Below are 12,843 nucleotides of genomic sequence, written 5' to 3'. Positions count from 1 at the left end.
GCCTTGGTGCGTTCAACACCCATTTTATTACCCGGGAGCCGAATAAAAATGAAAAGCCCTGTCGTGAAAAAGACGCTTGTCCTGTGGGCGGCGGCGTTGTTGCTGGCCTTTGCCGGCCCGGCCTTTGCCGCCGGCGATGTCGATCTCAACCAGTCGCCGGAGGTCTCCGCCACCGCCGTCGGGCCAATCTCCGCGCCTAAACAGCAGGAACGGATGGCGCTGAACTATGTCAATCAGCCGCCGATGATCCCGCACAGCGTGGACGGTTATCAGGTCAGCAAAAACACCAACCGCTGCCTGCAGTGCCACGGGGTGGAGCATTACCGCACCACAGGCGCGCCGCGTATCAGCCCGACGCACTTTATGGATCGTGATGGCCGGGTGCTGAGCGACGTCGCGCCGCGCCGTTATTTCTGCCTGCAGTGCCACGTGCCGCAAACCGACGCGGCGCCGATTGTCGGCAATGATTTCCAGCCCATGCCGGGCTTTGGGCGCTAAACGGAGGCCTTATGGCAGAACCTGATCACACCCCGACCGAAAAAAAAGCCGGCCCGTTGCTGCGGCTGTGGCGCTGGTGGCGCAGGCCCAGCCGCCTGGCCCTGGGCACGTTGTTGCTGCTGGGTTTTGGTTCCGGGATTATCTTCTGGGGCAGTTTTAATACCGGCATGGAAGCGGCGAATACCGAGCAGTTCTGTATCGGTTGCCACGAAATGCGCGAAAACGTGTATGAGGAATACATGGGCACGGTGCATTACAACAACCGCAGCGGCGTACGCGCTACCTGCCCGGATTGCCACGTACCGCATGAGTGGGCACCGAAAATGCTGCGCAAACTGAAGGCCAGCAAGGAGCTGTACGCCAAGGCGTTCGGCCTGATCGATACGCCGCAGAAGTTTGACCAGCACCGGTTGGCGATGGCCAGCAACGAATGGGCGCGGATGAAGGCCAACGATTCGCAGGAGTGCCGTAACTGCCATAACTTCGAGTATATGGACTTCACCGCGCAGAAAACCGTGGCGGCGAAGATGCATGACAAGGCGATAACCGAAGGCAAAACCTGTATCGATTGCCATAAGGGCATCGCCCACAAACTGCCGGATATGCGCGACGTTCCCAACGGGTTTTAAACCCTTCAAGATCCATAGCCCCGTCGCTCTCCCGGAGCCGCGGGGTTTTTTGTTGCAAATCCGTTGTCGCTTGGGGACTCAATCGCGGTATCATTTTTGCGATCCAGCTAACGGAAAAGAAGAAGGGTTCATGTCGGCGAAAATTGAGAATGTGAAGAAAGAGCTGCTGTCGAATAACTGGTATGTACTGCACAAGTACACCTTTGATTTGAAGCGCAAGGATGGCGGTTCCGTTCAGCAGATGCGCGAGGTGTACGATCGCGGCAATGGCGCCACCATTTTGCTGTATAACCGCGCCAAGGGTACGGTGGTGCTGACCAATCAGTTCCGCATGCCGACCTACGTCAACGGCAACGACAGCGGCATGCTGCTGGAAGCCTGCGCCGGCCTGCTGGATGCCGACTCTCCGGAGCAGTGCGCGCGCCGTGAAGCGGTGGAGGAAACCGGTTTTCAGGTCGGTGACGTGAAGAAGATTTTCGAGGCCTACATGTCGCCGGGCGGCGTGACCGAGATCGTGCATTTCTTTATCGCCGAATACCATGACGATGAGCGCTGTGCCGCCGGCGGCGGTATCGAAGACGAAGATATCGAAGTGGTGGAGCTGCCGTTCACCGAGGCGGTGGCGATGATCGCCGACGGCAGGATCAAAGACGGTAAAACCATTATGTTGCTGCAATACCTGCAAATTCACCAAGTTATGGCATAAAAAAGCCCGGCAACTTTGCCGGGCCTGGCGTCATCATGTTCAGGGCGCGGCCTGCGCCTCCCCCTGCCGTGACTTACTTCAGCAGCGCCTGTGCCCTGGCCACCACGTTGTCCACGGTGAAACCGAACTCTTTGAACAGCTGGTCTGCCGGGGCCGACTCGCCGAAGCTGGTCATACCCACGATGGCGCCGTTCAGGCCCACATACTTGTACCAGTAATCCGCGATACCCGCTTCCACCGCCACGCGCGCCGATACTGCCGCCGGCAGCACCGATTCACGGTAGGCCGCATCCTGCTTGTCGAACGCGTCCGTCGACGGCATCGACACCACGCGCACTTTCGTGCCCGCTGCACTCAGCTTGTCTGCCGCGTCCACCGTGATGCCCACTTCCGAACCGGTCGCAATCAAAATCACGTCCGGCGTGCCCGCGCAGTCTTTCAGCACGTAGCCGCCGCGGTACACGTTCGCCAGTTGTTCGGCGTTACGCGGCTGCTGGGTCAGGTTCTGGCGCGAGAAAATCAGCGTGGTCGGGCCGTCGTTGCGCTCGATGCCGTACTGCCAGGCAATCGCCGATTCCACCTGGTCACACGGGCGCCAGGTGCTCATGTTCGGGGTCACGCGCAGGCTGGCGATTTGCTCGACCGGCTGGTGCGTCGGGCCGTCTTCGCCCAGACCGATGGAGTCGTGGGTGTAAACGAACACGTTGCGGATTTTCATCAGCGCCGCCATGCGCACCGCGTTACGGGCGTATTCCACGAACATCAGGAAGGTCGCGGAGTACGGCAGGAAACCGCCGTGCAGCGCGATGCCGTTGGTGATGGCGGTCATGCCGAACTCGCGCACGCCGTAGTGAATGTAGTTGCCCGCCAGGTCTTCATTGAGCGGTTTAGAGCCGGACCACATCGTCAGGTTGCTTGGCGCCAGGTCGGCCGAGCCGCCGAGGTATTCCGGCAATACCTTGCCGAAGGCTTCCAGCGCGTTCTGCGAGGCCTTACGGCTGGCGATGTTGGCCGGGTTGGCCTGCAGCTGCTCAACGAATTTCTGCGCGTCAGCTTTCCAGTTGGCCGGCAGTTCGCCGTTCACACGGCGGGTGAACTCGGCAGCCAGTTCCGGGAAGGCGCTGGCATAGGCGGCGAACTTGTCGTTCCAGGCAGACTCTTTGGCCTGGCCGGCTTCTTTGGCGTCCCACTGGGCATAGATGTCCTGCGGGATTTCAAAGGCGGCGTATTTCCAGCCCAGGGCTTCGCGGGTGGCGGCCACTTCGGCGGCGCCCAGCGCAGCGCCGTGCACGTCGTGGGTACCGGCCTTGTTCGGGGAACCGAAACCAATCACGGTCTTGCACATCAGCAGGGACGGCTTGTCGGTGACCTTGCGGGCTTCTTCAATGGCCGCCTTGATGGCGTCCGGGTTGTGGCCGTCGACGTGGCGCACCACGTGCCAGCCGTAGGCTTCGAAGCGCTCGGCGGTGTCGTCGGTGAACCAGCCTTCCACGTGACCGTCGATGGAGATGCCGTTGTCATCGTAGAACGCGGTCAGTTTGCCGAGCTTGAGGGTACCGGCCAGCGAACAGACTTCGTGGGAGATGCCTTCCATCATGCAGCCGTCACCCATAAAGGCGTAGGTGTGGTGGTCGACGATGTCATGGCCCGGGCGGTTGAACTGCGCGCCCAGGGTACGTTCGGCAATGGCGAACCCGACGGCGTTGGCGATGCCCTGGCCCAGCGGGCCGGTGGTGGTTTCGACGCCAGGGGTGTAGCCGTACTCGGGGTGGCCCGGGGTTTTGGAATGCAGCTGACGGAAGTTTTCCAGCTCGCTCATCGGCAGGTCGTAGCCGGTGAGGTGCAGCAGGCTGTAAATCAACATGGAGCCGTGGCCATTGGACAGCACGAAGCGGTCGCGGTCAGCCCAGTGCGGGTTGGTCGGGTTGTGGTTCATGTAGTCGCGCCACAGGACTTCGGCGATGTCCGCCATGCCCATAGGTGCGCCCGGATGGCCGGAATTTGCTTTTTGGACGGCGTCCATGCTGAGTGCGCGGATGGCGTTGGCGAGTTGCTTACGAGAGGACATTCATAACTCCAAAATAATTACAGTTCAGCGGCCAGCATGTCTTCCAGCTTCTGCTGGTCGACGGCGAACAGGCGGATACCTTCGGCCAGTTTCTCAACTGCCATGGCGTCCTGATTATGCAGCCAGCGGAATTCGGCTTCGGCCAGTGGGGCGGGTTGGTAGAAACCTTCGGTGGACGGCGTCAGTTTACGCTCGACCGGTTGCTCGCTGTGCTTGAGCTGTTCCAGCAGGTTCGGCGCTATGGTCAGACGATCGCAACCGGCCAGGGCCAGGATCTGCTCCACCTTGCGGAAGCTGGCACCCATGATTACCGTCTGGTAGCGGTGCTGTTTGTAGTATTCATAAATGGTGCGCACCGATTTCACGCCCGGATCCTGCTCGGCGTCGTACTCGGCGGCAGGCTGCTTGGCCTGGTACCAGTCATAGATGCGGCCGACGAAAGGTGAAATCAGGAACACGCCGGCTTCGGCACAGGCGCGAGCCTGGGCGAAGGAGAACAGCAGCGTCAGGTTGGTGTTGATGCCTTCTTTTTCCAGTTCCTCGGCGGCTTTGATGCCTTCCCAGGTTGATGCCAGTTTGATCAGGATGCGGGACTTGTCGATGCCCTGTTCCTGATACAGGCCAATCAGTTTGCGTGCTTTGGCTACGCACATGCCGCGATCGAACGACAAACGGGCGTCCACTTCGGTGGAGATACGGCCCGGCACACTTTTCAGGATCTCGACGCCAATGTTGACCGCCAGTTTGTCGCCGGCGTTAATCAGCTGGGTTTCTTTGCTGCCGCCCTGTTGGCGGGCATAGTTCAGCGCTTCGACGATCAGTGGCTTATATTGCGGTAGCGCCGCGGCTTTCAGGATCAGCGAAGGGTTGGTAGTGGCGTCCTGGGGTTCGAACTGGCGGATGGATTCAATATCGCCGCTGTCGGCCACAACCGTCGTCAGCTGCTTGAGTGCATCTAATTGGTTCATTTATACGCTCCTTGATCAGTGCCAAACATGTAGGGAAATGAGAACCTTTTTCATCATAGGGTGAACACACTGCATCATAAGCCTGATGAATAAAATGCGCTTTTTCTGATTGTTGCGATGGATAAGAACAATGGATCCCGTTCCGAACCAGGCCGGCTGCGGGTTGCACCTGCGGAAATGCGGTTTTGGCGTGGGGGGAGCGACAAGAAGAAGAGGGGGCAACGGCAATAAAAAGGGTTCAGCCCGGCTGAACCCCAGGGGACTTCCTCCGATTATTTACTCAAATTCACGTCAATCGCCTGATAGAAGGCATTGGCGGTATCTGCTACATCCCACACGGCGAGGATCACATGCGAACCGCTGCGGTCTGCCGGTATGTTGCACTGGTGGGTGACCTGCGCGGCTGGGATCGCGCCGCCGTCGTTGTATTGGCAGAACGGCGTCAGGTCAAAGGAGGCACGGGTCAGCGGCTGCGACGCATCCCAGTTTGGCTTGGTAATGAAATAACGCCAGCCGGTGGTGCTGTGGCGGGCGGTCAGCCTCCAGGTAAAGGAGTTGGCGCCGGTGTGCAGATTGAGTTTGTTCCAGCGGGTTGGCGTTTGCTGATCCAGCTCGAAGAAGGTGCTCTTGTCGGCGCTGGCGATATGGCCGTCCACCGGACCGTTTTGCGGGAAGCCTTTCAGACCTTCGACGCTTTGCGGCTCGTACTGCACGCTGCCGCACTGGGTATTGAGTTGCAGCTTGCACTGGTAAGAACGGCTGGCCGGTGTTTCGACATAGCCGTGGGCGTTAGCCTGTTGGGAAACGCCAAACAGGGCGGCGCTCAGCAGACCGAGGGACAGAAGGGTACGAGAAGTATTGTTCATAAGTCACTCCGGACAGAAGTTATATTGTAAGTTGAGTGTATTTTCACCACTAAAATGAGAGGTCATTAACGAAATTAAAAAACATCATTATTGATGGCTTGTTTTATTTTTATCATTCGTGTCAGGGATTGGGATGGAATGTTTTATAGGCTATTAACTAAAATTATTATGATGAATGTCTTTTATTCTTTGATTGAATTTATTTAAACGTTGCTGTCTAAAAACGCAGCATCATGATGAATTTTACTTAATGGATTGATGAATACTCTTTCAGATGACGCTCTCCGATATGGAGTATATTGCTTGTGGTTTTGTTTACTCTTGTTTGACTTGAACGTTTTTACGCGCCAGTTACCTGGGAATTTAGTGTCAATTTTTCTTATTTTATGTCAAAGAGGAATTAGTATGACTAGATTATCCCTGGATGCGATTAAAATAATCAGCACCATAAAAAGTACCGGCTCTTTCTCGATGGCGGCGGAGGCGCTGCATAAAACGCCTTCGGCGATATCTTACCGGGTTTCCAATATTGAAAGTAAACTCTGCGTGAAACTTTTTCATCGTAATGGCCCGATGATTACCCTGACAGATGAAGGGGAATTCCTGTTGCAAGAGGGCAGCTGGATTTTAAATGCGGTGCAGGATCTTGAGAGTAGGGTAAGAAACATCCCGAAATTCGATAATAATATCCGCATCGTCGTCGATAATTTCTTTCCACTGGAAACTATCACCCAGGATATCCGTGACTATATCCAGCACAGCCCAAATGCCAACATTTCCGTACAGCGTGAAGCACTGAATGGTACCTGGGACGCCCTGAAGAACAACCGGGCGGATTTGATTATCGCCATCGGTCAGATCCCGGACAGCGTGCAGGCCAAAACGCTGATGCTCGGCAAGCTGAATTTCGTGCTGTGCGTTTCGCCTTCGCATCCTTTTGCGGCGCAGAAAAAACCGGTGGATAAAAATCAGCGGTTGAATGACATCGTGGTGGTGATTGCCGACAGCAGCCACGAGCTGCCAAAGCGCAACCACGGCACGATGCCGTTGCAGCGCCAATTGGTGGTTTGCGATGTCGAGAGCAAGCTGGCGCTGTTGAAGCGCGGTATCGGTCACGGTTTTTTGCCGCCTTCGCTGATCGAAAAAGAGCTGGCGAGCGGTGAGCTGGTGACGGTGCCTGTCGATATGCAAAAAGGTGACGAAATGATTTGGCTGGCCTGGCACCCGGCCAGCAAGGGGACCGGTTTTACCTGGTGGCATGAACGCCTGACGCGTAAAAGCGACGTTTTCAGCCTGATGGGGCGCGAAGTGATTCGCGATGGGGGTTACCCTTGGTGCAATAACTGAGGGCAGCGATGCGCTAACGGCAAAGGAATGCGATCATTAAACGGTTAACAGAGTAAGAAACCCCGCAGCATCAGGCTACGGGGTTTTTTTATGCCGTTAAGCTACGCGGCCCACTTTCAGCCAGGCGCTGTCGGAGCCTGGTACGGAAGTGATAAAGCCCCACTTGGTCTGCCAGACATAGCCCTGATAAGACACCAGGGCGCCTTGTGGATAGGTGGTGCCCGCCACGTACGCCGGCGCGCTCATGACCGGCAGATTGCCGGGACCGATGCCGGTATAACGCAGGCCGGTACCCATATCCAGCTGGCTGTCGTCATAGTCGGCAGCGTTAAAGTAGCGGTCCAGCGAGGCCAGCAGATCGCCGTTGCGGTTGTCCTGCCCCAGGTGCCAGAACATCACGCCGCCCAGTTGCTGCTGCTTGATGTACTTCGCCTTGTATTTGAAGCTTTCGACATCGTCATAGGTCACGAACAGGCCGTTGGCCGCGTGGTACAGGTACGGTGTTTTGGTTTTGTCGTTCCACAGGCGCTGATAGCCGTAGTTGCCGAGCAGCATCTGTTCCAGTTGGCGGTAAGAGGCGATACGAGGGTCCTTGTCGCGGATGCACTCTTCGCAGCCCACCAGCCAGTAATCGGTACCCGGGAACGGATCTTCCCCCGGCGTGCTGTGGCTGCTGTATTGGCCGCCGTTGCTGCCGCTGACGCCCTTGAACGCACGGCCGTAGAACGGCACGCCCATGACGATCTTGTTGCTTGGCACGCCTTCCAGCATCAGGTGTTGCTGTACGGCGGCGTCCACCGTCAGGCTGAACGGGCTCGGGAAGGCGCGGGTCAGCTCTTCCCAGCTCCAACCCAGATTGGCTTCGCGCAGCGCGTTATAGAAAGTCGGCCCGGCGCTGTCGCCAAACAGTGCAGCCTGATGGTTGGTGATTTTTTCCCATGGGCCAGCCAGATCGTAAGTCATCAGATTGATGTAATCGAGCGAGGCGACGATCTGCGGCAGCTTGCTGTAGTAGCGCGACAGGAAGAACGCGCCGCCGGCGCCGGCAATGGTCAACTGATAAGGCAGCGCCTGACGACCGTCGGTCTGGGTCTGCTGATTCAGCAAAGTGCGGATCTCCTGCAGCGCGGCGACAAAACCGTCCACCTCGCTGCTCTGCGGGTATTCCCAGTCAATGTCCACGCCGTCGAAGCCATAGTCTTTCATGATGCGCACGCAGGATTGTGCGAATTTGGTACGCGCCGCCGGGGTTTTCACCGCATTCACGTAATTGGCGTGGGACACGCCCAAATCGTTGGAATAATACCAGCCACCGATGGAGAACATGATGCGCAGGTTGGGGTTGTGCGCTTTCAGCGCGATCAACCGACCGACCACGTCGCGTGCCTTGGCATCTATCGTTGCCGGATCCCAGGCGCACTCCAGATTGCTGTTAATGTCCAGGAACGAGAAGTTAATGTGGGTCAGCTGTTTGGCCTTGGCCGGCGTGATATTGGACACCGGGAAAGGCACGATTGAGGTATCGGTTTCGGTATAGTTATTAATTTGGTTGGTCGGAATAAAATAATAACCAATTACCGCTTTGCGTGCAGACATAGTATTTCTCCAGAGTTGAGGTTTTGTTATCGAGAGTGATTCTCTCGCCGCTATTAAATGTTTATTTTCCTGGCAAAGAGAAGTCGAAATAAATCACAGTAAAGATGAATTTTTTATCTGGTGTCAGCCATTATTCCTGGAAGCTGTTGTGCCAGTGTTGAGCGTGAATGAATTTGACCATAGACGCTGTTTTTATTCATTTGCTTTGTTATAGCATCCTTAACTAGATTCTGACTGTACCGATGTCCTGCCGGCCGTGATTGGCATTTAATTAAAATTAAAAATAGGAGAGTAGCTATGTCCAGCTTAGAGCCAGACGCTGTTGGCTTAATTATTCAGCGAGCGTGTGAATACCTTCAGCCGGCAATGAATGCCATTTTGGCCGGCATTATGGCGCTTTTGCATGGCGCCTATCGCAACGTAGGGATGCGACGTCGGTTATTAAATGCAGGTATGTGCGCGTTATTGGCCTGGACGGTGCGTGATGCATTGGCGTTGGCAGGCTTGGAATTAAAATGGGCGAATCTTGCCAGCGTGCTGATTGGCTTTCTGGGCGCTGATTATATTAGCGCATTAATTAAAAAAATCATTGGCAAGAAGACGGGGTTAAAAAATGTTAAATGAAATTGAGGAAACGCGCTTTACCGCACGCAGTGAGGACAATTTAATGGGTGTACATCCGGATCTGGTACGGGTGATGCGGTTGGCGTTGAATTATTCGCTGGTGCCCTTTTCCATCAGCGAAGGCGTGCGCAGCATGGCTCGGCAGCGTGACATGCTGCGCACCGGCAAAAGCCAGACGCTGAGGAGCCGGCATCTGACCGGTCACGCGGTGGACGTGGTGGCGATGCCGGCGGGCGTGGTGTCCTGGGAGTGGGATTACTACGCGCAAATTGCCGTGGCGGTGCGCCGTGCGGCGCGTGAATGCGCAGTCAGCGTCGAGTGGGGCGGCGAGTGGCGAACGCTGAAGGACGGGCCGCATTTCCAGCTCTCTTTCAAGGATTACCCGGCATGAGCGGTTGGCTGAATAAGCTGATACAGGGCGGGTTGCTGCTGCTGTTGGCGGTGGCGATTTGCCTCGGCGGTTACAGCTCGCTGCTGTCGCACCGGCTGGCGCTGGCGCGGCAGCAGGGGGCCGAACAGCAAAAGACCTTGGCGCAGCAGGCCGGGTTTATTGCCACGCTGCAAACCCAGGATGCGCAGAACCGTGCGCTGATGGCCGCTCAGCAGCAACAAGAACAGCAGTTGCGCCGGCAAAGCGACGTTTACCAGAGGAAATACCGTGAAGCGATTAAAAATGATGCCTGCGCTGGGCAGCCTATGCCTGGCGCTGTGCTTGAGCTCCTGCGCCCAACCGCCGACGGCACCGACGCCCGTGATGCTGCTGCCCCCTGAATCCGTCTTCACGCCCTGCGAGCAGCCTCTGCTGCAGGGCGACACCTGGGGTGATGCCGTCAGCTATACGCTGGCATTGCAGACCGCGTTGCAAATTTGCGCGGGTCGGGTGGCGACGCTCAACGGCTGGCGAGCAAAACTGCCGTTGCATTAACGGCTGGTTTGTTATTTCCCGTTCAGGGGATCTGTTTTTTTGCTTTTATAAAACTATTTCGATCAAGGTTATGGCCCGCTTCAAAGTTTGTGACGTTTCTCTCACTATACTGGTCTAGCCTAAAAGTCTTACCTCAACATAAAAGCAAAAAGCATACAGACTGCTGACAAAGCTTGTTATTAGGGAGAGCGTGCCGAAGGGGTCGTAACGGCCTTGGCCGTCGGAGCGCCCCTCGGTGCGCTAGGCCCGGGTATCTCGAACTTAAAGACAACTTTGTCATCAACCTCAAGCAAAGGAACCCATAATGGACGAACAGCTCAAACAGAGTGCCCTTGATTTCCATCAGTTTCCGGTCCCAGGGAAGATCCAGGTCTCTCCAACCAAACCCCTGGCAACGCAACGCGATCTGGCGCTGGCCTATTCACCGGGTGTTGCAGCCCCTTGCCTGGAAATTGCTGCCGATCCACTGGCGGCCTACAAATACACCGCTCGCGGCAACCTGGTCGCGGTGATTTCCAACGGCACGGCGGTACTGGGGTTGGGTAACATTGGCGCATTGGCCGGTAAGCCGGTAATGGAAGGCAAAGGCGTTCTGTTCAAGAAGTTTTCCGGTATCGACGTGTTCGATATCGAAGTGGATGAACTTAACCCGGACAAGCTGATCGACATCATCGCTTCCCTCGAGCCGACCTTTGGCGGCATCAACCTGGAAGACATCAAGGCGCCGGAGTGTTTCTACATCGAGCAAAAACTGCGTGAGCGCATGAAAATCCCGGTGTTCCATGACGATCAGCACGGCACCGCCATTATTACCACCGCCGCAGTGCTGAACGGCCTGCGGGTAGTGAAAAAGAATATCTCCGACGTGCGACTGGTGGTTTCCGGCGCCGGTGCGGCGTCGATAGCCTGTTTGAACCTGCTGGTGGCGCTGGGTCTACGTCAGCAAAATATCACCGTTTGCGATTCCAAAGGGGTGATCTACAAGGGTCGCGACGCCAACATGGAGCAAACCAAGGCGGCTTATGCCATCGAAGATAACGGCCAGCGCACGCTGGGGGATGCGATCCCCAATGCCGATATTTTCCTCGGTTGTTCCGGCCCGGGCGTGCTGACCCAGGACATGGTGAAAACCATGGCCAGGGATCCGTTGATCATGGCGTTGGCCAACCCGGAACCGGAAATTCTGCCGCCGCTGGCGAAAGCCGTGCGTCCGGACGCCATTATCTGTACCGGCCGTTCCGACTACCCGAACCAGGTGAACAACGTGCTGTGTTTCCCGTTCATCTTCCGCGGGGCGCTGGACGTGGGCGCCACCACCATTAACGAAGAGATGAAGCTGGCCTGCGTGCATGCGATTGCCGATCTGGCGCTGGCGGAACAGAACGACGTGGTGGCTTCTGCCTATGGCGATCAGGACCTGTCGTTTGGCCCTGAATACATCATTCCAAAACCTTTCGACCCGCGCCTGATCGTTAAAATTGCCCCGGCGGTGGCCAGAGCGGCGATGGAGTCCGGTGTGGCGACGCGTCCGATCGAAGACTTTGACGCCTACGTCGAAAAACTGTCCGAGTTCGTCTACAAAACCAACCTGTTCATGAAGCCGATCTTTGCCCTGGCGAAGAAGGAAATGAAGCGTGTGGTACTGGCGGAAGGCGAAGAGGAAAGGGTGCTGCATGCGACCCAAGAGCTGGTGTCGCAGGGGCTGGCTTATCCGATCCTGGTCGGCCGCCCGAGCGTGATTGAAATGCGGTTGCAAAAACTCGGCCTGCAACTGACGCCGGGCAAAGATTTTGAAGTGGTGAACAACGAGTCCGACCCGCGTTTCAACGAATACTGGGGCGAGTATTACCAGATCATGAAGCGTCGCGGCGTTTCGCAGGAGCAGGCGCGCCGTGCGGTGATCGGCAACCCGACGCTGATTGCCGCCATCATGCTGCATCGCGGCGAGGCGGACGCGATGATCTGCGGCACCATCGGCAGCTACCATGAGCACTACGACGTCGTGAAAAACGTGTTCGGTTTCCGCGAAGGCGCGCACGTCGCCGGGGCGATGAATGCGTTGTTGCTGCCAAGCGGCAACACCTTTATTGCCGACACCTATGTCAACGACGATCCGACGCCGGAACAGCTGGCGGAAATCACCCTGATGGCGGCGGAAACCGTGCGCCGCTTCGGCATTGAGCCGAAAGTCGCGCTGCTGTCCCACTCCAGCTTCGGTTCCTCTGACTGCCCGGCGGCGCGCAAAATGCGCAAAACGCTGGAGCTGGTGAACCAGATGGCGCCAGAACTGGAGATTGACGGCGAGATGCACGGCGACGCCGCTCTGGTTGAAAGTATCCGCCACGATCTGATGCCGGACAGCCCGCTGAAAGGCGCAGCCAACGTGTTGATCATGCCGAATATGGAAGCGGCGCGCATCAGCTACAACCTGCTGCGCGTATCCTCTTCTGAAGGGGTAACCGTGGGGCCGGTGCTGATGGGGGTATCGAAACCGGTACACATCCTGACGCCAATCGCCTCGGTGCGCCGCATCGTCAACATGGTGGCGTTGGCGGTGGTGGAAGCGCAGACCGAACCGCTATAAATCTTGAGTGACGACAAGCCCCCTGCGTCTGG

13 protein-coding genes are annotated in these 12,843 nt (G+C 56.9%); 9 read left to right on the top strand and 4 right to left on the bottom strand.

The annotated features are described in order from the left end of the window. Positions 1–48 precede the first annotated feature (48 nt). The 3 genes from napB to nudK all read left to right on the top strand — a co-directional run bounded on the left by napB (position 49) and on the right by nudK (position 1,833). Complete coding sequence (gene napB, locus JEM67_RS20135) at positions 49–498, top strand: nitrate reductase cytochrome c-type subunit (protein ID WP_199634655.1); 450 nt, start codon at positions 49–51, stop codon at positions 496–498. Positions 499–509: 11 nt separating this feature from the next. Further along, the gene (napC, locus tag JEM67_RS20130; protein WP_199634654.1) at positions 510–1,127 is read left to right on the top strand and encodes a cytochrome c-type protein NapC; all 618 of its coding nucleotides are present in this window, start codon (positions 510–512) and stop codon (positions 1,125–1,127) included. A gap of 130 nt (positions 1,128–1,257) precedes the next feature. After that, positions 1,258–1,833 carry a GDP-mannose pyrophosphatase NudK gene (nudK, locus tag JEM67_RS20125; protein ID WP_199634653.1) on the top strand — a complete coding sequence of 192 codons (576 nt, stop codon included), beginning with the start codon at positions 1,258–1,260 and terminating at the stop codon, positions 1,831–1,833. Between the two features lie 73 nt (positions 1,834–1,906). Here nudK and tkt read toward each other — a convergent pair whose 3' ends face one another. The 3 genes from tkt to JEM67_RS20110 form a co-directional block, all read right to left on the bottom strand. Beyond that, the gene (gene tkt, locus JEM67_RS20120; RefSeq protein WP_426406333.1) at positions 1,907–3,901 is read right to left on the bottom strand and encodes a transketolase; all 1,995 of its coding nucleotides are present in this window, start codon (positions 3,899–3,901) and stop codon (positions 1,907–1,909) included. A 17-nt stretch (positions 3,902–3,918) separates the two neighbouring features. Then, complete coding sequence (tal, locus tag JEM67_RS20115; RefSeq protein WP_004947767.1) at positions 3,919–4,869, bottom strand: transaldolase; 951 nt, start codon at positions 4,867–4,869, stop codon at positions 3,919–3,921. 272 nt (positions 4,870–5,141) lie between these two features. Beyond that, entirely contained in the window at positions 5,142–5,735 is a 594-nt protein-coding gene (locus tag JEM67_RS20110; protein WP_013814029.1) for a lytic polysaccharide monooxygenase, read from the bottom strand. A 405-nt stretch (positions 5,736–6,140) separates the two neighbouring features. Here JEM67_RS20110 and JEM67_RS20105 point away from each other — a divergent pair, with 405 nt between their 5' ends. After that, the gene (locus JEM67_RS20105) at positions 6,141–7,082 is read left to right on the top strand and encodes a LysR family transcriptional regulator (protein WP_199636108.1); all 942 of its coding nucleotides are present in this window, start codon (positions 6,141–6,143) and stop codon (positions 7,080–7,082) included. A gap of 96 nt (positions 7,083–7,178) precedes the next feature. On the opposite strand, the gene JEM67_RS20100 is transcribed toward JEM67_RS20105, so the two are convergent. Then, positions 7,179–8,678 (bottom strand): glycosyl hydrolase family 18 protein, encoded by a 1,500-nt coding sequence (locus tag JEM67_RS20100; RefSeq protein ID WP_199636109.1) that lies wholly within the window; start codon positions 8,676–8,678, stop codon positions 7,179–7,181. Between the two features lie 297 nt (positions 8,679–8,975). On the opposite strand from JEM67_RS20100, the gene JEM67_RS20095 reads away from it, so the two are divergent. From JEM67_RS20095 to maeB, 5 genes are all read left to right on the top strand, one after another. Then, positions 8,976–9,302: a phage holin, lambda family gene (locus JEM67_RS20095; protein WP_013814027.1), complete on the top strand. Its 327-nt coding sequence runs from the start codon at positions 8,976–8,978 to the stop codon at positions 9,300–9,302. Continuing rightward, positions 9,292–9,693: a M15 family metallopeptidase gene (locus JEM67_RS20090; RefSeq protein WP_199636110.1), complete on the top strand. Its 402-nt coding sequence runs from the start codon at positions 9,292–9,294 to the stop codon at positions 9,691–9,693. Before JEM67_RS20095 ends, JEM67_RS20090 begins: the two co-directional genes overlap by 11 nt. Next, positions 9,690–10,073, top strand: a complete 384-nt coding sequence (locus JEM67_RS20085; protein ID WP_013814025.1) for a DUF2570 family protein — start codon at positions 9,690–9,692, stop codon at positions 10,071–10,073. The genes JEM67_RS20090 and JEM67_RS20085 overlap by 4 nt, the downstream gene beginning before the upstream one ends. Then, positions 10,057–10,227, top strand: coding sequence for an Rz1-like lysis system protein LysC (lysC, locus tag JEM67_RS20080; RefSeq protein ID WP_162470425.1), 171 nt, complete (start codon positions 10,057–10,059; stop codon positions 10,225–10,227). Before JEM67_RS20085 ends, lysC begins: the two co-directional genes overlap by 17 nt. 304 nt (positions 10,228–10,531) lie before the next feature. Beyond that, entirely contained in the window at positions 10,532–12,811 is a 2,280-nt protein-coding gene (gene maeB / locus JEM67_RS20075) for an NADP-dependent oxaloacetate-decarboxylating malate dehydrogenase (protein ID WP_006327110.1), read from the top strand. Positions 12,812–12,843 lie beyond the last annotated feature (32 nt).

Origin of the sequence: Serratia sp. PAMC26656 (assembly GCF_016469055.2) — a bacterium.
Classification (GTDB): domain Bacteria; phylum Pseudomonadota; class Gammaproteobacteria; order Enterobacterales; family Enterobacteriaceae; genus Serratia; species Serratia plymuthica.
This window is presented reverse-complemented; position numbering and strand designations above follow the sequence as displayed.